Raw genomic sequence first — 18,587 nt, forward strand, 5'->3', positions numbered from 1 at the left:
CGAACGCTCCGCCGATATACGGTTCAAAAACCCAGCGCATACGCTCTACGCTGGGGCGATGTTCGAGTGTGAAAAGAATGCACAGATTTATCCACAGGTGGGGATAACCTCGCATTCCACAGACTTGCACACAGCCTGTGGATAAGTAAAACCCGCGCCGGTGGATAACCGGTGCGGGTGTGGAAGGAGTGCAGGCTATTAGAAGATGCCCGGGTTCGGCTTACCGAAATCGTTGAGCGTGTGCTCGCGGGAGTCAACGTTTTGGTCGTTGCTCTCGGAGGTGTCGCCGGCGATGCGGTTGGTCTGGGTGACGGTCATGTAGTTGAAGATGCGTCCCTCGCGGGTGTTGCCGTCGCCGAAGCTGAAGGCGCCGAGGAGCACATCGTCACCGGCGTGGACCGGGTTGGAGAGGGTGACCTCGAAAACGCGGGAGTTGGTGTCGAAGTTGTAACCCAGGTCGCGGACGTGGGAACCGTTTGCGCCGAAGGAAGTCATCAGGCGATCGACGCCCTCCGGGCCCGCCTCGTTCTTGACCTCGACGCGGAAGGTCACGGCCGGGAACTCCGCCCAGTAACGCTTGGTGCCCACGTTCTTCACGCGCAGTGCGACGGATCCCGCGAAGCCGGGGCGCTTTGCGCCGGAGGTGGTGAAGTACGGCTGCAGGTCGAGGTCGGCGGCGTCGGTGCTTTCGGGAGCGATCTGCTTCACTGTCTCATCGGCCGCCGCCTCGAAGTTGCCCGCGGTTTCGTTTGTTACGTCGGGCTTGACGTCCTCGGTGACCGGGGTGACGTCGTTAAGCGTCTCACCCTCGGTGATCTTCTTGAGGTCTTCCGCGTAGGACGGGTTGGGGTTGTCCTTGGGCTCGATGACCTGGGCGCCCTTGTTCGGGGCCCAAGAATCGGCCGGGGTGGCGTAGTTCTTGACTCGGACCTCGTTCTTGACCGGCATGTTGGCAATCCACGCGGTCGGGGTGGCCCAGGTGCCGTTCGGGCGGCATCGCTGCTGCGTGCCGGTCATGGTCACGGTGCGGAATCCGTAAGTGGCCTCACCGGTGTTGCCGGCGGGCACGTCGTACGGGCCGATCTTCTGGCCGACGTTCCAGGAAAGAGTGCCGGAGACGGAGAAGCCGAGGGTCTTTGCCAGAGCGTAGCCGATGGAGCCCTGCAGGCCGTCGCGCGAGGCCTGCCCACCGATGTTCAGCGTCTCGGTCTTGGAACCGTTGATGGAGGCGGTGATGGACTGGGTGCGGGAGAGATCCTGGGTCAGCGGAACCGTGGAGTCGGACAGGTTGGTGGTGGAGATGGTGCCAACCGGCAAGAAGTTGTCGGTGACTTTGTACACGATGGTGCGGTAGTCCTCGGTGGAGTTGCACACGGGGCGCGGGTTCAGGATGTTCGCCTTGAGGTGGTCAGAACCGCGGTAGGTGTGGACGATCGGCAGAGCGTCGTTGGTCGCCGGGGTCTCCGGGGAGGATTCTTCGAGGGTCTGGGCGGATGCGGCGGGTGTAGCACCGGTGGCAATCGCGACGGCAGCCGCGAGGGTGGCCGCAGTCTTAGTGATGCCCTTGAGGTTCATGGGGGTGGCCTTTCTGGGAGCGGGTGGACTGTGTTTCCGCTAGGAAGAATTACGCCGCACCCGGGTGACCAGCTAGGGGGGAACGAAAGTGCACACCCGTCGACGACAAGATCCGCAGCTTGCCGACGACGCTAAGTACCCCCGTCTCGTTGAGCCATCAACGAGACGGGGGTACTTTTCCAGGCAAAAGGGAACTTAGGTGGATTCTAGCGCCAGCCCATTGTCATGAGCAGGCCCACGATCATCGCGGAGAATCCGATCAGGTAGTTCCACGGGCCGAGCTGGGCCAGGAACTGGATCTGGTCGCCAGCGACGTAAAACACGATCAGCCATGCGAGCCCGAGAACGAGCAGGCCGAACATGATCACCTTGTACCAGATCGGTGTTCCGCCGGTGTTGATCTTCACGGGGGTGCGGGAAGCACCCGTCGACGTGGTCGGAATCGGGCGGCTGTCCTTCGTTACTTTCGCCTTAGGCATCTTCGCTACATCCTTTGCGGTTTTTACGCTGAGTATCTGAGTTGGAACTGTACCAGCCTGGTCTTTCTACCTGATGGGGCTGAGCTGGGCTGCGTCGAACTTCCACAGGTTGTAGCCGATCTCCTGGTCCTTGCGAATGTCTTGCCCAGCAGGTACCGACTGGTGGCCGATGAGGCCCTGATCCACCAGCGCCCCCGTCGGCACGGTGGGCCCGGCCGCGAGGCGGCCGCTCCATCCGGTTTCCCGCAACGCCTTTTCCGCCTCCGTCGGAGTCATCCGGGTGATGTCGACCATCGGCAGGATCATACCGTTAGACACCCGCAGCTCAATCGTCGTGCCAGCATCAACCTCTGTGTTTTCACCGGCTACGGCGAGGACCTCGTCGGCGGGGCGGCGGGAATCCACACGCGTGACCGTGGACTCGAGGCCCAGCGAATTCAACGTCGACGTGGCCTGGTTGACGTTCATGCCCACAAGCGATGGAACCTGGACCTTCTCCCTGCCCTCGGACACGACGACGGACACCTGCGAGCCCTTCGACAGCTGCGATCCCGCCGCCGGGTTCTGCGAGATGATCATGCCCGCCGGGACATCGTCGCTGTTCTCCCGCCGAATCTCCGGGTGAAGCTCGAGGCTGGCATTGCCGAGGACCTCGGCGGCCTCCTGGGGGCTGATACCGGTCACGTCGGGGACGTCAGTAATCTCTCGGCCCGAGGAAACGGTGACCGTGACCAGCGTTCCCGGGCGCAGCTGCGACCCAGCCACCGGGTTGGAACCCAGGACTTCGCCGCGCGGGCGGTCGGGGCTGGGGGCGTCGTTGACCGCCACCTGGAACCCCAGACCCTCGAGCTCCGCAACCGCCTCCTCGCGCACCTTGCCCGTTACTTCGGGGACGGTGACCATGGTCTCGGCCGTCTGCTCCTTTTCACGCTCGTCGCCGGCGAAGTAGTTGAAGGCGATGACACCCGCGGAAATCGCGAGCACGAGCCCCAGCAGTGCCGCAACCCACTTCATCCACGAATTCGACGACTTCTCGTTCGCGCTGCGGTGCTGGGCGTAACGGGTGGGTTGCGGGGAAGCGGGGGCAGGCGGGGCCACCACGACTGCGCGATCGTCGTAATCCACAGGCTCGTCGTAAGCCGCCAGGTGGGTGCGCGCGGCATCCGTCACTGCCCCGCGCTCGAGGCGCTCGAGGTCGGCGCCCATCTCGGCGGCGGACTGGTAGCGGTCCGCGGGGTGCTTCGCCATCGCCGTGAGAATCACCGAATCGACGTTGACAGCCTCGGCGTCGGTGAGGGCGTCGATAAGCGTGCTGGGAGCGTCGGGGTCCTCTTGGACATGCTGGTAGGCCACCGCAAAAGGCGATTCACCCTCGAAGGGCGGGCGGCCCGTAACCGCCTCATACATGACACAACCGAGGGCGTAGACGTCACTGCGCGCGTCGGCTGGCTTACCCCGCGCCTGCTCGGGCGAGAGGTACTGGGCGGTGCCGATGACCGCGGAAGTCTGCGTCATCGCGGACGTCGAATCGTCCAGGGCGCGGGCGATGCCGAAGTCCATCACCTTTACCGTGCCGGTGTTGGTGACCATGATGTTCGCCGGCTTGACGTCCCTGTGGATGATGCCGGCCTCGTGGCTGGCCTGCAGGGCGTGCGTGACGGGGATGAGGAACTCGGCCGCCTCATACGGGCGCAGCGGCCCGTCCTGCCGCACAATGTCGCGCAGGTTGCGGCCGTGAATCCGCTCCATCACGATGTACGGTACAGCGAGCCCGTCGACATCGAGGTCGCCGGTGTCGTAGACCGAGACGATATTCGGGTGGTTTAACCGGGCCGAGTTCTGGGCCTCACGGCGGAAACGCTCGCGGAAGTTCTCGTCCCGCGCCATGTCGGTCTTGAGCATCTTCAGAGCGACTTCGCGGCCGAGCACCGTATCGGTGGCCGCGTACACGTCCGACATGCCGCCGGTTCCGATCGTGGAACCGAGCTGGTAACGGTTAGCAATCAGCGTCATGTCAGGCACCTCCGCCAAGCTGGTCGAGCACATCGTTCAAGGGATTCTCCGGGGCGTTCTGCGTGGCGGGCGGCTGCGGTTGCGCGGATGGTTCCGGGGCCGCAGGGCTCGGGGCGGGAGACGGGTTCGGCTGGGACGGTTGTGTGGTTCCCGGCTCCGCGGGCCCGCGCGTCGGCGGCTCGACAAAGCTCACCGTGCCCGGTGCGGACGTGCCCGCCGGGCGCCGCTGGGTCACCGGGGGCGGGGCAGTGGTGGTGATCGTCGGGGTGACCACCTGGGTTTCCGTCACTACGGTCTGTGTCTGCATCGGCGTTGTGGTCGGCTCGGAATTTCCCAGCATCCCGCTCGACCACGCCCATGCGAGGCCGCCGCCGGCGAGGAGAAGAAGGAGGGCGATGCCGACGCCGAGGCCGAAGCCACCCTTCTTCTCCTCCGGCACCGGAACCGGGCGCTGCTGCTGAGCGACGGGCCGCGGCGCGTGGGTGGGGGCGGGAGCGGGACGCACCGTCGTCGGCTGCGCCACGGAGGCGAGCATCTGCGTCGACTCGGTGGGTGAGGGCTCGACGGCGACCTTGGTGGAGGCCGTAGCGACCGGCTGGGTGGGACGGCGGCCGTCGCGCACCTGGGCCACGGCGAGCTGCATCGCGTTGCCGTCGCGGAACCGCAGGCCTGGGTCCTTGCGCAGCGCGATCTCGATCAGCTCGCGCGCCGGGGCGGACACGGTGGTCGACAGCGCGGGCGGTTCGGCGGAGACGTGAGCCAGCGCCACGGAGACGGATGAGTCTCCCGTAAACGGACGCCGGCCCGCCAGCATCTCGTAACCAACCACACCCAGGGAGTACACGTCGGAGGCGGAGCTGACACCAAGGCCCTGGGCTTGCTCGGGGGAAACGTACTGGGCGGTTCCCACAACCATGCCGGTGCGGGTCAGGGGGACAGCCGCCGCGGCCTTGGCGATGCCGAAATCGGTGATCTTGACCTGGCCGTTCTGGGTGATCATGAGGTTGCCGGGCTTGATGTCGCGGTGGACAAGACCCATCCGGTGGATCGCCGCTAGCCCGTGCGCGGCCTGCTCGAGTACGTCGAGGGCCAGGGCTTCATCGAGCCTGCGCTCGCGGGCGATCAGGTCCGCCAGGGACTCACCGCGGATGTATTCCATGACGATGCAGCACATTGTGTACCCCGCGGGGGAGTCCACCTCGCGGTAGTCGTAGGTCGCCACAACGTTGGGGGAGTCGATGTCCTCGGCGGCGTATGCCTCGTTGCGGAAACGGGCAAGGAACTCCTCGTTGTTGGAGAACTCCGGGCGCAGTACCTTGATGGCCACCTCCCGGTCGCCCGCAGTGTCGTCGGCAAGCCACACCGTGGACATTCCACCGTGGCCGATGATCCACTGCAGCCGGTAATCCTCACCGATGAGCCTCTGCAGGTCGTCGCGGTTGTCGGAATTCATCGGGTTCATCAGTTCCCTTCTCCGTTGGCGGGAGCGGCGTTCAAGACCGCCCGCCCGATCGAGCTTGAGACTTGTCCGCCGGTGGCGCTCATTCCCAGCGTGCCACCGTTTTTGACCACGACGGCGACGGCGACATCACTCTTCGGGTCGAAAGCCACGTACCACACGTGCGGGGCCTGACCTTCCCCGTGCTCGGCCGTGCCGGTCTTGGAGGCGAACCCGTTTCCGTCGTAACCGAAGGTGGAGCGCTCCGACGCGAACATTAGCTCCGTCATCGTCTTCGACTCCTCGGGGGTGAGCGCCTCGGCGAGCTGCTCAGGCTTCGTCTCAGACACCGGGGTCAGGTCAGGTTTGAGCACGCGGTCCACCACGTACGGTTCCATGCGCTTGCCCTCGTTAGCCACGGTCGCCGCCATCACAGCAGCTTGCAAGGCGGTCATGGTCACATCGCGCTGGCCGATCGCGGACTGGCCCAGCTCCGCCGCGCCGGGCAGGTCACCCAGGGATCCGGAGGCGGTGGGCACACCCATGTCATACGCCTCCCCGACGCCGAACCGTTTCGCCGCATCGCGCAGCGCGTCGGGGCCGATCTCGATGCCCATTTGCACGAACGCGGTGTTGCAGGACAAGGCGAAGGCGGTGCGCAGCGTCGTTGTGTGGGATCCGCCGCACATCTGCCCGCCGTAGTTGGGCACGCTCGCGTCGGTGCCGGGCAGCGGGATGCGTGCCTCACCGGTGAGCGGGGAGTCGGGTGTGTAGCCCTCGCGCAACCCAGCGGCGGCGGTGACGATCTTGAAAATCGATCCCGGGGGCAGCTGGTCCTGCGTGGCGTGGTTGAGTAGCGGCGCGGCCGGGTCGTTGTTGAGCGAGGCCCACGCCTCTTGAGCGGTTGAGGGGTTGACCAGCAGGTTCGGGTCATAGGACGGCGTAGACGACATCGTCAGCACGGCACCGGTAGACGGACGGATGGCCACCACCGCGCCTTCGTAACCGCGGTTCGACATCTGCTCGTAGGCCAGCGCCTGCATTTGCGGGTTGATGGTCAGCTCCACGTTGTCGCCGGCCTTGTCCTTTTCGAACCCGGTGCGCAGGAAGCGGCTGCTGCCCACGCCGCGCTCGCCGTTGAGCACGGAGTTGTAACCGGCTTCGAGCCCTCCCACTCCGAACTGGTCGGAAACGTAGCCCAGCACAGGCCCGAAGGAATAGGGCATGTTGGGGTATACGCGCTGGTAGAAACCGTTGTCGTCTTTCGCGGAGTCGGCGACGATCTGGCCGCCGGCGTTAATCTTTCCGCGGTCGACCTGTTTGAGCTCAATGAAGTTGCGGGAGTTCAGCGGGTTCTGCGCGTACTTTTCCTCGCGAAGTCCCTGGACGACGGTGAGGTTGATCAGCAGAATGACGGTCAGGAACAGGGCAAGGGCCGCGCCGAGTCGAATGAACTTGTTCATCGGGCTACCTCCGCAGGGGCGGTGGCGGTGCTTATCGACGCGCTCTCGTCCACGTCAGCCGGCCTGTTTGCGCTGTTGGAGATGCGCAGGAGCAGGCCCAGAAGGATGTAGTTGGCCATGATCGCCGAACCTCCTGCCGACATGAACGGGGTGGTCAGGCCGGTCATCGGCATGAGCGCGGAGACACCGCCGGTAACCACGAAGATCTGAATGATGATCGTCGTTGCGAGACCTGCCGCGAGCAGCTTGCCGTAGGAATCGCGCACCTGCATGGCAGCGCGGAACCCGCGGTTGACAAAGATGAGGAACAGGCACAGCACTGCCGCCAGGCCAACGAGGCCGAGTTCCTCGCCGATTGCGGCGAGGATGTAATCGGAGTGCGCGACGGGTACAAGCTCCGGGTGGCCGTGGCCGAGACCGACGCCGGTGACCCCGCCCCAGCTCAGGCCGAAGAGCGCCTGGGAAGGCTGGTAGCCGGTGGTGTCGTAGTTGGCCAACGGGTCGATGAAGTTGGTCACGCGCTCCTGGATCTTGTCGGACACCTGGTAAACGGTGTAGCCGCCGAGGGCGACGAGACCGAGCCCGATCACAAGCCAGCTGGTGCGGCCCGTGGCGTAATAGACCATGGCCAGCACGGTGGCAAACAGCAACAGCGCCGGGCCGAAGTCGTTGGAGATGGCCATGATCAAGATCGCGATGGCCCACACCACCAGGATGGGGGCGAGGTCGCGCAGGCGCGGGAACACGAGCCCCGCAAAACGCTTGCCCGCGACGGTGAACAAGGAACGCTTCTGCGCGAGCAGCTGCGCGAAGAAGATGAGCAGCAAGATTTTGGAGAACTCGCCGGGCTGGATGGAAAATGGGCCGATCCAGATCCAGATGCGGGCGTCAGCGAATTCGGCGGGCTGCGGCCACACCAGCGGCAGCGCGAGGAAAAACAGGCCGAGCACACCCAAAAGGTAGGAGTAGCGCGACAGCGATTTATGGTCGCGCACGATCACCAGGGTGAGCACGAGCAGCACCACGCCCGCGAAGGACCAGAGGACCTGCCGGTCCGCCAGCGCACCGTAACCCGGGCGCTGCGCAAGGTCGAGCCGGTAGATGATCACCAGTCCAATGGCGTTGAGCGTGGCCACCACCGGCAGGAGCACCTGATCCGCGTGGGGGGCGGCGAGGCAGATCGCGAGGTGGGCAATGGCGTAGACGCCGATGAACCCTCCGACAAGCCACAGCATCGCGCCGGACATAGCGCGTCCCTGCGACATTTCGAGCCCGAAAAGCATGAGCAGGAGCAGTAGCGCAGAGCAAATGAGAAGCCCCAGCTCCTTGGTGCGCGAGAAAATTCTGGACACGTTATTTCACCGTCCTGCAGTTGTCGGAGGGCGCAGACGCGGGATCCTCCGGTGTGTCATCCACGCAGGCCGGCAGCGCCTCGTCGGCCAGCCTGTGCAGCTGAGCCACCACGTCCTCGTAAGTACCGGGGCTCAACTGCGCGATGGTGCTCTGCTGGGATTGCGGCAGGTCGTCCAAGTCGAAGACATCACAGCCCGCGGGTTTGTCATCGACCGGGGAGATCTGCAGCTCGTTGCGGGTGTTGATGCATGCGACCTGGATCGGTTTGTGCCGACCTTCACCGAATAGTGTGCTCTGGTCGCCCTGCTCGATCAGGATCTGGCCCCGGTCGTCCGTGGCAAGAAAGTAGGTGTCGTCGTCGCGGCTGATCAGGAAGGCGAACCCGAGCGTCGCCACCAGCGCGAGGCTCAGAGCGCCGACAACCCAGGGCCAGATTGTGCGCCGTGGGTGATCCTCCTCGTCGGAGGCGATCTCAGCCTCGTCGGGGGTCGCGGCCTCGCTTGTCGACGCCCGCGCAACGCGAGCCCCGCCAACCTCCGCGGGCTGCATCAGAGCCGCCGCCCTGCTGGCGGCCGAACTGGGGTGCGTAGTTTCGAAGGTAGGCGCGAGCGCGCCGGCGACGGCGGCCTTGCGCGGCAGCGCGGGTACGTCGTCCGCGTCAGCATCCACAACATCGCCGATGACGACAGTGATGTTGTCCGGCCCGCCGGAGCGCAACGCCAGCTCAATGAGGCGCTGCGCGGCGACATCCGGTGTGCCCTGGCCCAGCGTCGCCGAGATGGTCTCGGCGGTCACAGGATCGGAAAGGCCGTCGGAGCACAACAGGTAGCGATCGCCCGGGAGGGCGTCGAGAAGTTCGAGGTGGGGCTCCACCGGGCGGCCGGTGTAGGCCTTGAGAATCAGCGACTTCTGCGGGTGCGAGGAGACCTCGCTGGCATCCAGCTTGCCCTCGTTGACCAGGGACTGGACGAAGGTGTCGTCCTCCGTGATCTGCTCAAGCACACCGTCGCGCAGGCGGTAGCCTCGCGAGTCGCCCACATGGATCAGTCCAAGCTGGGCGCCGTTGAACATGAGACCGGTCAGCGTGGTACCCATGCCGTCCTGCTCGGGGTTCTCCTCCACCGACGCCTCGATCGAGGCGTTCGCGTCGTCGGCCGCCGCACCGAGAAGCGCAAGCATGTCGGCATCCGCCGGGTCGCGGTCGAGGTGTTCCATGTGCTTGACCATGAGCTGGGAGGCGACTTCACCGGCAGCGTGGCCTCCCATGCCATCAGCGAGCACGAGAAGGTAAGGGCCGGCGTAGGCCGAGTCCTCGTTATTGGTTCTGACCAGGCCGCGGTCGGACGCGGCCACAAAGTTCAGCTTCAGGTTCTTCACGCTCATGGCATCAACCTCAACGTCGTACGCCCCATCTTGATGTCCGTGCCCACGGAGACACGCTCCGGCTGGTCGATGCGCAGGCCCTGCACGAACGTGCCGTTGCGCGAATCGAGGTCCTCGATAAACCACTCACTACCGCGGCGGAACAGGCGCGCGTGGGTGCTGGAGGCAAAGTCGTCGCCGAGCACGAAATCGGATGTGTCTGCACGGCCCAGAGTTAAGTCCTCCACGCTGGCAATTTCCATGTGGGAACCTTGCAGGGGCCCCTCAACCACGACGAGCTCGCGGGCCTTTTCGCGCCTGATGGGGGTCGAGGCAACTGCTTGCCTGCGGACTCCGGATGCGGCCACAATGTCCTTGCGCACCACCCACAGAACGAACAGGATGAAGAGCCACAGAAGGATGAGCAGGCCGAAGCGTGCGCCGAGAATGATGGCTGAATCCATGAACGCTCCTTACTGCGGACGATTGCCGGGGTGCGCGCCGGGGAAGTACTCGGTGCTGGGGTTGGCAACCTCGTCGGGGTTGTGCCCGGCGTCGTGCGGCAGGCGTTCACCGCGCGGCTCCACGATACGCACCTCGATGTGGGAGTGGCCGACGGTGATGACGTCGCCGTCGGCGAGCATCCAGTTGTCCACCGGCTCGTCGTTGACAGTGGTGCCGTTGGTGGATTCCAGATCCACCAGCACCGCCACCTGGCCGTCCCAGGTGATCTCCGCGTGCTGGCGCGACACCCCGGTGTCCGGCAGGCGGAAGTCCGCATCGTTGGAACGGCCCAAGATGTTGGAGCCCTGCTGCACCAGGTAGGTGCGCGAGGAGCCATCTTGCAGCAACAGGCTGACGGTGGGCTCGCCGCTGCGCGCGGCCTGGTTGGTGTTGATGGGCACGGACATTGCATCCTCCTGGTTGCGAGTGCGCTTCGTATTCGTGGGCTCCGAGAAAATGGCGTCGAAGCCGCTTGCCACGTCCGGTTGTTGGTCGATGTATGAGGACACCCGCAGCTGCCCGGTGCGCAAACCGGATTCCTCGGCGATGCGCACCACAGCGGGACCCTCGATCTGCCAACCCTGGTTGCGGACGAAGCGCGTGAGCTGGTCGGCGAACAGCGCGGGCAGGGACTGATCCTGCGACAGGTTCTCCAAGTCTTTGCTCGAAACACCAACTGCAAACACGTTCGGGGCAATCAGCTCGTCCTGGTCGGTCATGATGAGGCTGTCTTGGGTTTCCTGCTTGATCAGCTCCTCAATCTCGGCTGGAACGACCTTGCCGCCGAACAACGCGGCCATGGAGTTGTCCAGCCCCCGCTGCATCGACGAATCGAGCTTCGCCAGCCTGTCCATAATTGACATCTACCCGCACCTCCTTTCCAGCTCCGGTTGCGAATACGTTGAGATAACTAGGACAGTATAAATGTGTGACCGCCATGAACCTAGACGCGAACGTGGGAAACGGGCGTCGATAAGCGAATAAATAATGGTTCAGCTGCGGATTTGTATTTTGATTGCGGCCGGGTGATATATTAAGTCAGTCGCCCGCCCGGGTGGCGGAATTGGCAGACGCGCTGGCTTCAGGTGCCAGTGTTCGCAAGAACGTGGGGGTTCAAGTCCCCCCCCGGGCACAGTGTGAAGTCTCGAGACATAGTCCCGGTTATGTCTCGGGGCTTCGTTTGTTTTTGTTGCCCGGGGTTCCGGGGGTCATTGTGTGGCGGGCTATGTATTGCCCCGTGGCGGTGATTTTGATGTCTACTGTGTTGTCGACGCACAGGATGATGATGGGTTGTCCTGCCCATCTACTCGAACGGAACAAAACCTGGGACAATTCATTAGAGCCGTCGAAGTTATGTCGTTGGTTTGTCTGTTCGACCTGATGGATCCTCCACCGTCTTCACCTCAATAGAAGTTAGTGAACGTTTGGGTATCGAAAATATTTGCGATGCGTATACTTGACAACTCATCTTGACGTCTTCGCCAGATTCCGTTAGGATTGGCGTCGTGCGCGCGCTTTTCGCCCTTGCCTGCATCGCGGGGCTAACCCACGCCGCTTTCAGTGCTTACTGGGCGGCTGGGGGAACCTGGTTGTTGGCCACCGCAGGTCAGACAATGGTGGAGCAGTTTGAATCGATGACCTGGGTGTTGTGGATCGTCGCGGGTATCAAGGCGCTCGCGGCCGTGATTCCGTTGCTCGCTCCGGACAACCCGCTTATCCGCGGTGTGAGTTGGGTGGGCGGTTTCGTGCTGGTGGTGTGGGGTGGACTGAGCACCGTCATAGCGCTCGCCGTCTTCGCGGGGGTATACATCCCGAAGGGTGGTATCGACCGCGCTGGAATGATCGGGCACGCCTTCCTCTGGGATCCGCTGTTCGTCCTGTGGGGTGTGGCGCTGCTCGGTGCGCTGGCCACGTCGCGTCCGCGTCGCCTCCGCGACGTGAACGAAGTTGCCGATGCGTAACCACTGTCCCAGCGCGTAGACAACCACGGCTGACACGAATCGCTCCGTTTTCGGCAGTATAGTTGCCCACCGCAGCGGGTACGTCTCCGAGGATGCTGGAGGAGTCGGGCTCCTGGTAGCACCACTCTTTGGCCCTGGCGCGATGCAGAGTAGCTAACGGCTCACCGACCCGCCCGATCCTGCCGCCCAGAACGACTCCAGCTCGGCACTGAGCTCCTGCGGGACTTGGAACGGCAGTGAATGAGTCGTGTTTGGCCAGACGTGGACGATGGCGTCGGGAATCGCTTGCCGTGCCCTTTCCGCGGCGACCTCCCCGCCAGCGAGCGAATCAGTGTCTGCGATAGCCACGTAGACGGGCATGCTCAGGCGCTCTAGCTGGGCATTGTTCAGAGGCTTCGGGGTAGGGAGGGCGGCGCTAAAGTGCCGAGATCCGAGGTCGATCATGGTGGAGACGGGATCGTCCTGGCGGACTTCCTCCGTCGTCGTGCCTCCGATCTTGGCGAGCGCTCGGTCTTTCAGTGATTGGGGCACAGGGAGCAAGATCACCGTGCCCCAGAAGAATGTGGCGGGTGGCGGGTAGACGAGGGTGAACGCGGGCTCGATCAACGCAATGGAGGCTACGAGGTCGGGGCGCTCGACTGCGAGGGCTGCACTCGTTGCCCCGCCGAATGAGTGTCCCACGACGTGGGCTGAGTCAACTCCCAAGCCTTCCAGGGTCTCCGACAGCCATTGCGCTTGGTCGGTGCTCGAGGTGATCGGCGAGCTTTGTGCGGATAACCCGGCATCTCCGATCGCGTCGACGGCGTAGACGGTGCGGGCGTTTCCGATATAGGGGAGCAGCTCGTTCCACATCGGCGCGCCCGAAGCACGCCCCGGGGTGAGAAGAACTGGCGTCTCACCGTGGTCGACATCCGGTTCCCAGACGACGACATGTGCCGTGCCGAATCGGGTGGGCACGTAAACGCTCCGATACGGGGTGGGCCCCGCTGCCAAGGCAGCGTCGTACGCATCCGTATAGGTGTCGCGGCCCGTGCTCGAGCGCCAGTGGCCGACGTCGGGAGGTGTGGTCCACGCCAGAAAGACGCGATGCGCTACGAGGAGGGCAAGCAGAAGGGCAAGGGTTTTAGGGGCAGAGCGAAGTGTCACAGTGATCTCCAATACGTATGTATTGCCACCAACGATACAGTCGTATTGGTATGCTTGCAACATGACTTTCGACAGTCGAACAGAAATCATCTACGCGGTTTTGCAAACAATTGCGGAGGAGGGAATTTCTGGACTGTCCATGCGCAACGTCGCCGCCGAAGCCGGGGTCTCACTCGGCCGGGTTCAGCACCACTTCCGCAGCAAAGACGAGTTGCTCGTGGAGACGTGCCGAGCACTCGTCGCAGCCGCCGAGCATCGCTATAACGAGCAGGCCGGAACCGCCTGCGAGCAGCTCGAGTACGCCATCGGACACGTTATTCCGCGCGATGACAATGCGCGCCGTGGCGCAGCTATTTGGAGTGCGTTCGTTGCCTACGGTTTAGTGGAGCCCACCATCAGCGCCATCATCACCGACGCAAAGCGCGGTCAGGAAGCCGAGGTAGCTCGGCTGATGGCTCAGGCGGGGTTCAGCGATGCTGGTACTCGCGCGAGGGCACTCATTGCGCTTGCCGACGGCCTCGTCCAACGCGTCCTCACCGGCGACCTCAGCGCCACTCAAGCCCAAATAGTGGTCGATTCGTACATAGCGTCCCACCACTAATTAGGTTTTTCACAGTGTCCAGAGACATCGAACTCAATCCCGTGCCAGCGGCTTCGCTAATCATTCTCTACAGCACGGTTGCCCTCTACGCTGCGTTGCTCGTCGCCGGATGGGACCGGATCCCCGACCTGATGCCCACCCACTGGGGCATCAGCGGTGCGCCCGACGCTTTCACCTCCAAGACTCCCGGAGCGGTGTTCGGCATGCTCGCAATCGGTGCGGTACCGCTCGGTCTGCTCACGCCCTTGGTGCTCTACGCCACCCACAGCCAAGCGGAACACGGAGACGACCACGCCCGCGCGACCGCGAACGAGATGATGCCGCTGATCGCTCAGCTGATGGCCGGAATCACGGTCGTCTCCCTCGGCGGCATCACCGCCAGTTTGCTCGGGTTTCTCGGCGGGGGCTTGTCGACGCTGATCGTCGTCTCCGCGCTCGTCCTCTTGCTCATCTGGTTTGTTGCCCGGATGCGGGTGGCGCGGCGTCGCATAGCAGCCGCGGTCGGGCCTGGCGAGCTCGACGGGCATCTGCGCTGGGGCATGTTCTACGCCAACCCCGGCGACGAGCGAGTCCTAGTGGAGCACGGGATGGGCACCACCGTTAACTTCGCCCGACCCGAAGCGTGGCTGCTTCTGGCGGCGCTTCTGTCCCCGGCCGTGATCCTCATTGCGGTTGTGATCTTGGCGTCCTGACATGCAACCGCTGTCCCTCAAGAGCCCGCCGGACTGCAGAGCACAGTATTATCCGCTGTTTAAATACCCACTTATGACAGAGGCGGTGCGGGATGCGTCGGTTAGTTCAAATTGTAGGGGCGGCGCTTCTGAGCGCCTCGCTTGTGGCGGGGTGCGGTGCGCTGCCCCGGGACACGGAGGGCACCTACAACCGCGCCCAGGACGGCACGCTGGTCGTCGGGGTGTCTGAGCACGAGCCGTGGACCAGCGTGGATGATCGCAGCGGTGAGGTGACCGGATCCGAGGCCGACCTGATCCGCGTTTCGCGGACTCCATCAACGCGGACGTGGAATGGAAGGTAGCGCCCGAGAGCGTGCTTGCGGGTTGGATGGATAAGCAGGAGATAGATGTCATGATTGGCGGGTTGACGAAGTCGTCGCCGTGGTCGAAGCACATCGCTCTGACCCGGCCGTACACCACCGTCATCAGCGAAGACGGCAAGAAGGAGAAGATGGTCATGGGTGTGCCGATGGGTGAGAACAAGCTCATGATCGAGCTGGAGCGCTACCTCGCCCGCGAGGAGGGTGAGATCTGATGGCTGGCGTAGACGAGGCAAGCACGGGCCTGCGTGTCGACGCCCTCCCGGAGAAGCAGCGCGAACTACTGCGCAAAGCGGAGCGCCTCGAGTGGATCACCATCGGCGCCCTGGTGGTCACGATCACGATGGTCGGCGTTGTTGCTGGACAATCGCAGGCGATGAAGGCCGCGTGGGCGGAGGACTTGCTGTCGTTCCTCCCGCCGATCGCGTTCCTGGTGGCGACGCGGATGATCCGCAAGAAACCGGATGCGAAACACCCCTACGGCCACCACCGCGCCGTCGCGGTTGGCCACGTCGTGGCGGGCTCCGCGCTTCTGGCGATGGGCAGCTACCTGATCATCAGCTCCGCTATGGGGCTGATCGAGATGGAGAGGCCTCCGATCGGCACGGTTGTGCTGTTCGGCCACAGCATCTGGATCGGCTGGCTGATGGTTGCAGTCATGGCGGTCACCTCGATCGTCCCCGTTGTCCTCGGCCGCATGAAGCTGAAGCTCGCCGAGCCGCTGCAAGACAAGGTTCTCTACGCCGACGCAGACATGAACAAGGCCGACTGGATGACGGGCCTGGCCACCATCGTGGGCGTGCTCGGCGTGGGCATCGGGTTGTGGTGGGCCGATGCGGTGGCGGCGATTGTGGTGTCGCTATCGATCGTCTGGGACGGCGTCACCAATCTGCGAACGGCGGTCCGCGACCTCACCGACGCCAGGCCGACCGACCTCGACGGCAACAAACACCCGATCCTTGACAAGGCGGTCAACGCCGCGCAGCGCGTCGACTGGGTCCGCGACGCGGCTGCGCGTTTCCGCGATCTCGGCCACGTCTTACACATGGAGGTGTTTGTGGTGCCGCGGCCGGGGCATGAACCGGGCGTCGATAAGCTTCGCGCGCTGCGGGAAATGCTGGAGGAGTTCAACTACCAGCTTCATGACGTTGTCGTGACCGTCGTCGAGGAAATCCCCGAATTCCTCGTCGAAGAGGACCGCTAATTGAGTGTAAAGTAGCAGCGTAATTGCCCGCTCGAACGGAGGATCTTCGTGGCCCTGAAGCTGACCGGCACGATGCAGAACTACGCCTGGGGGCACGAGCGCTTCATCGCTGATGTGCAGGGCCGCGAACCGTCCGGGAAGCCAGAGGCGGAGCTGTGGTTCGGCGCGCACCCAAGCGCGCCGTCGCAGACGCCGGAGGGCCCGCTCGATGAGGTTATTGCACGTGAGGGTACACACTCCTTGCCGTTTCTGGTAAAACTGCTGGCCGCCGCGAAGCCGTTGTCGCTGCAGGCGCACCCCTCCCGCGAGCAGGCCCGCGCCGGGTTCGCGCGCGAGAACGCCGCCGGCATCGCTCTTGATGCGCCGGAACGCAATTACAAGGACGCGAACCACAAGCCCGAGATACTGATCGCCCTCACCCCGTTCCGCGCGATGGCGGGTTTCCGCCCCATCGACCAGACGTTGGAGCTGCTCGCCACTTTCGACCTTCCGGAGCTCGCCGACCTTGAGCGCGTGCTTAGCGACGCCTCCCTCAACGAATCTGATCGTCTGTCACGCGCGCTCACTATGGCGATGAACTCGGGTGAAAGCGTTGTTAGGGCCGTCGACAAGCGAGCGCGTGAGTTAAAAAACCGTGAGGGGTGCGCGGGCGAGGTAGCCGAAAACCTGCAATTCATCGCCCGCGAATATCCCGGTGACAGCGGAGTCGTGGCTGCGATGCTGCTCAATCACGTCGCACTGGAACCAGGGGAGGCAATCTTCCTGTCCGCCGGCAATCTGCACGCCTACCTGTACGGCCTGGGTGTGGAAGTGATGGCGAACTCCGACAACGTGCTGCGTGGAGGTTTAACCGCGAAGCATATCGATGCCGCCGAGCTGTTCTCGGTGCTAACGTTCGAACCGCTGGACAATCCGAAGGTCACAGCTTTTGGCGGGCGCTTTGAAGTCCCGGTGGATGACTTCTGTGTCGCTGCGCTGGCTCACGGTGCCACGGTGAGTGGCCCCGCGATAGTGCTTAACACCGCGGGTTCGCTGACCATCGGCGGCGTCACCCTGGGCGCGGGCGAAGCTGCTTGGGTGCCAGCCGCTGACGGCACCGTCGCGGTCGCGGGCGACGGCGCCGAGGCCTTCGCCGTTACGGCTTGAGAACGACCTTGATGCAGCCGTCCTCTTTCTTCTGAAACTTCTCGTACATCTCGGGGGCCTCATCCAGCGGCGCGGTGTGGGTTTTCAGGTCGAGGACTCCGAGCGGGTCGGAGGGGTCGTCGACAAGCGGGAGAAGGTCGTCGACCCAGTTGCGCACGTTGCACTGGCCCATGCGTAGCTCGACCTGCTTGTCGAAGAGCGTGAGCATCGGCAGCGGGTCCTTCATGCCGCCGTACACACCGCTCAGCGAGATGGTGCCGCCGCGGCGCACCGCGTCGATCGCGGTGTAGAACGCGCCGAGGCGGTCGACGCCCGCGTTCTCCATCATGGCCCGGCCAACAGGGGAGGGGAGCAAACCGGTCGCCGCCTGGGCCGCACCCGCAACGGGGGAGCCGTGGGCCTCCATGCCGACGGCGTCGACGACGGAATCGGGGCCACGGCCGTCGGTAAGCTCGCGGAGGCGGTCCGCGGTGCCCTCGAACGAGTCGAGGGTGGCGATACCGTGGCGCTCCGCCATCTCGCGGCGCTCGCGGACCGGGTCGACCGCGATAACGCGCAGGCCGAGGTGCTGGCCGATGCGCGCGCACATCTGGCCGATCGGGCCCAGTCCAAGCACCGCCATGGTGCCGCCCTCGGGCGTTGCCGCGTACTTCACTGCCTGCCACGCGGTGGGCAGGACATCGGAGAGGAACAGGAAGCGTTCGTCTTCGCCCACGTTCGGCACCTTGATCGGGCCGTAGTCGGCGTGGGGCACGCGCAGGTACTCGGCTTGGCCGCCGGGGACCGAGCCGTAGAGGCGGGAGTAACCGAGTAAGGCGGCGCCACTGTTGTACTCGCGCACCTGGGTGGTCTCGCACTGGGACTGCAGGCCGCGGGAGCACATGTAACAGTGGCCGCAGGAGACATTAAAGGGGACAACGACGCGGTCGCCGGGCTTGAGGTTGGTCACGGCCGAGCCGACCTCCTCCACGATGCCCATCGGCTCGTGGCCGATGACGTCGCCCTTGTCCATGAAGGGGCCGAGGACTTCGTAAAGGTGCAGGTCCGAACCGCAGATTGCGGTGGAGGTAATGCGTACGATCGCGTCGGTGGGGTCGATGATTGTGGGATCCGGAACGTCTTCGACGCTCACGGAGCGCTTGGCTTGCCAGGTCAGGGCTTTCATAAGGGTCCTCTCATATGTCGGTGTAGTGCCGATGGTAGTGAAAGGGCCCGTAGTGTGCGGCGGGCATCAAACACGAAACCGCGCCGCAACCCCTCAAGGGGTACGGCGCGGTCGGGGAAGTAGCTG

18 protein-coding genes, 1 tRNA gene and 1 pseudogene are annotated in these 18,587 nt (G+C 64.2%); 8 read left to right on the top strand and 12 right to left on the bottom strand.

All coding sequences use genetic code 11. The features are described 5' to 3' along the window. Nucleotides 1-198 precede the first annotated feature (198 nt). The 9 genes from G7Y29_RS00145 to G7Y29_RS00185 all read right to left on the bottom strand — a co-directional run bounded on the left by G7Y29_RS00145 (nt 199) and on the right by G7Y29_RS00185 (nt 11,050). Nucleotides 199-1,575: a hypothetical protein gene (locus G7Y29_RS00145; RefSeq protein ID WP_165003086.1), complete on the bottom strand. Its 1,377-nt coding sequence runs from the start codon at nt 1,573-1,575 to the stop codon at nt 199-201. Nucleotides 1,576-1,781: 206 nt separating this feature from the next. Further along, nucleotides 1,782-2,054: a cell division protein CrgA gene (crgA, locus tag G7Y29_RS00150; protein WP_165003084.1), complete on the bottom strand. Its 273-nt coding sequence runs from the start codon at nt 2,052-2,054 to the stop codon at nt 1,782-1,784. A gap of 66 nt (nt 2,055-2,120) precedes the next feature. Further along, on the bottom strand, nt 2,121-4,067 hold the full coding sequence (gene pknB / locus G7Y29_RS00155) for a Stk1 family PASTA domain-containing Ser/Thr kinase (RefSeq protein ID WP_196820156.1): 1,947 nt from the start codon (nt 4,065-4,067) through the stop codon (nt 2,121-2,123). A gap of 1 nt (nt 4,068) precedes the next feature. After that, on the bottom strand, nt 4,069-5,520 hold the full coding sequence (locus tag G7Y29_RS00160) for a serine/threonine-protein kinase (RefSeq protein WP_165003296.1): 1,452 nt from the start codon (nt 5,518-5,520) through the stop codon (nt 4,069-4,071). A gap of 8 nt (nt 5,521-5,528) precedes the next feature. Continuing rightward, nucleotides 5,529-6,968, bottom strand: a complete 1,440-nt coding sequence (locus G7Y29_RS00165; RefSeq protein ID WP_165003082.1) for a penicillin-binding transpeptidase domain-containing protein — start codon at nt 6,966-6,968, stop codon at nt 5,529-5,531. Further along, nucleotides 6,965-8,320, bottom strand: a complete 1,356-nt coding sequence (locus tag G7Y29_RS00170) for an FtsW/RodA/SpoVE family cell cycle protein (protein ID WP_165003080.1) — start codon at nt 8,318-8,320, stop codon at nt 6,965-6,967. Before G7Y29_RS00170 ends, G7Y29_RS00165 begins: the two co-directional genes overlap by 4 nt. 1 nt (nt 8,321) lies before the next feature. Continuing rightward, entirely contained in the window at nt 8,322-9,704 is a 1,383-nt protein-coding gene (locus G7Y29_RS00175) for a PP2C family protein-serine/threonine phosphatase (protein ID WP_165003078.1), read from the bottom strand. Continuing rightward, nucleotides 9,701-10,147 (bottom strand): FHA domain-containing protein FhaB/FipA, encoded by a 447-nt coding sequence (locus tag G7Y29_RS00180; RefSeq protein WP_165003076.1) that lies wholly within the window; start codon nt 10,145-10,147, stop codon nt 9,701-9,703. Before G7Y29_RS00180 ends, G7Y29_RS00175 begins: the two co-directional genes overlap by 4 nt. Nucleotides 10,148-10,156: 9 nt before the next feature. Beyond that, nucleotides 10,157-11,050: an FHA domain-containing protein gene (locus G7Y29_RS00185; RefSeq protein ID WP_165003074.1), complete on the bottom strand. Its 894-nt coding sequence runs from the start codon at nt 11,048-11,050 to the stop codon at nt 10,157-10,159. Between the two features lie 185 nt (nt 11,051-11,235). Here G7Y29_RS00185 and G7Y29_RS00190 point away from each other — a divergent pair. Beyond that, nucleotides 11,236-11,319 (top strand) — tRNA-Leu (locus G7Y29_RS00190). 29 nt (nt 11,320-11,348) lie between these two features. Here the strand turns inward: G7Y29_RS00190 and G7Y29_RS10980 are convergent. Continuing rightward, nucleotides 11,349-11,507 (bottom strand): annotated as a pseudogene (locus tag G7Y29_RS10980) (IS481 family transposase); the annotation flags it as partial. A gap of 185 nt (nt 11,508-11,692) precedes the next feature. Here G7Y29_RS10980 and G7Y29_RS00195 point away from each other — a divergent pair. Beyond that, nucleotides 11,693-12,148 carry a DUF3995 domain-containing protein gene (locus tag G7Y29_RS00195; protein ID WP_235933516.1) on the top strand — a complete coding sequence of 152 codons (456 nt, stop codon included), beginning with the start codon at nt 11,693-11,695 and terminating at the stop codon, nt 12,146-12,148. A gap of 153 nt (nt 12,149-12,301) precedes the next feature. On the opposite strand, the gene G7Y29_RS00200 is transcribed toward G7Y29_RS00195, so the two are convergent. Continuing rightward, nucleotides 12,302-13,294, bottom strand: coding sequence for an alpha/beta fold hydrolase (locus G7Y29_RS00200; protein ID WP_249399763.1), 993 nt, complete (start codon nt 13,292-13,294; stop codon nt 12,302-12,304). A 61-nt stretch (nt 13,295-13,355) separates the two neighbouring features. Here G7Y29_RS00200 and G7Y29_RS00205 point away from each other — a divergent pair, with 61 nt between their 5' ends. The 6 genes from G7Y29_RS00205 to manA all read left to right on the top strand — a co-directional run bounded on the left by G7Y29_RS00205 (nt 13,356) and on the right by manA (nt 17,296). Next, on the top strand, nt 13,356-13,895 hold the full coding sequence (locus tag G7Y29_RS00205) for a TetR/AcrR family transcriptional regulator (RefSeq protein WP_144317601.1): 540 nt from the start codon (nt 13,356-13,358) through the stop codon (nt 13,893-13,895). Between the two features lie 14 nt (nt 13,896-13,909). Then, on the top strand, nt 13,910-14,587 hold the full coding sequence (locus tag G7Y29_RS00210) for a DUF1648 domain-containing protein (protein ID WP_165003070.1): 678 nt from the start codon (nt 13,910-13,912) through the stop codon (nt 14,585-14,587). A 92-nt stretch (nt 14,588-14,679) separates the two neighbouring features. After that, on the top strand, nt 14,680-14,928 hold the full coding sequence (locus G7Y29_RS10950; protein ID WP_346727126.1) for a hypothetical protein: 249 nt from the start codon (nt 14,680-14,682) through the stop codon (nt 14,926-14,928). After that, nucleotides 14,913-15,161 (top strand): hypothetical protein, encoded by a 249-nt coding sequence (locus tag G7Y29_RS10955; RefSeq protein WP_346727127.1) that lies wholly within the window; start codon nt 14,913-14,915, stop codon nt 15,159-15,161. Before G7Y29_RS10950 ends, G7Y29_RS10955 begins: the two co-directional genes overlap by 16 nt. Then, on the top strand, nt 15,161-16,150 hold the full coding sequence (locus G7Y29_RS00220; protein ID WP_165003068.1) for a cation diffusion facilitator family transporter: 990 nt from the start codon (nt 15,161-15,163) through the stop codon (nt 16,148-16,150). The genes G7Y29_RS10955 and G7Y29_RS00220 overlap by 1 nt, the downstream gene beginning before the upstream one ends. Before the next feature lie 48 nt (nt 16,151-16,198). Continuing rightward, on the top strand, nt 16,199-17,296 hold the full coding sequence (gene manA / locus G7Y29_RS00225) for a mannose-6-phosphate isomerase, class I (RefSeq protein WP_249399764.1): 1,098 nt from the start codon (nt 16,199-16,201) through the stop codon (nt 17,294-17,296). Here the strand turns inward: manA and G7Y29_RS00230 are convergent. Continuing rightward, a complete protein-coding gene (locus G7Y29_RS00230; RefSeq protein WP_165003066.1) occupies nt 17,286-18,461 on the bottom strand; it encodes a zinc-dependent alcohol dehydrogenase in 1,176 nt (391 codons plus the stop codon). The genes manA and G7Y29_RS00230 overlap by 11 nt on opposite strands. Between the last annotated feature and the right edge of the window lie 126 nt (nt 18,462-18,587).

The sequence above is a fragment of the Corynebacterium qintianiae genome, assembly GCF_011038645.2.
Lineage (GTDB): Bacteria > Actinomycetota > Actinomycetes > Mycobacteriales > Mycobacteriaceae > Corynebacterium > Corynebacterium qintianiae.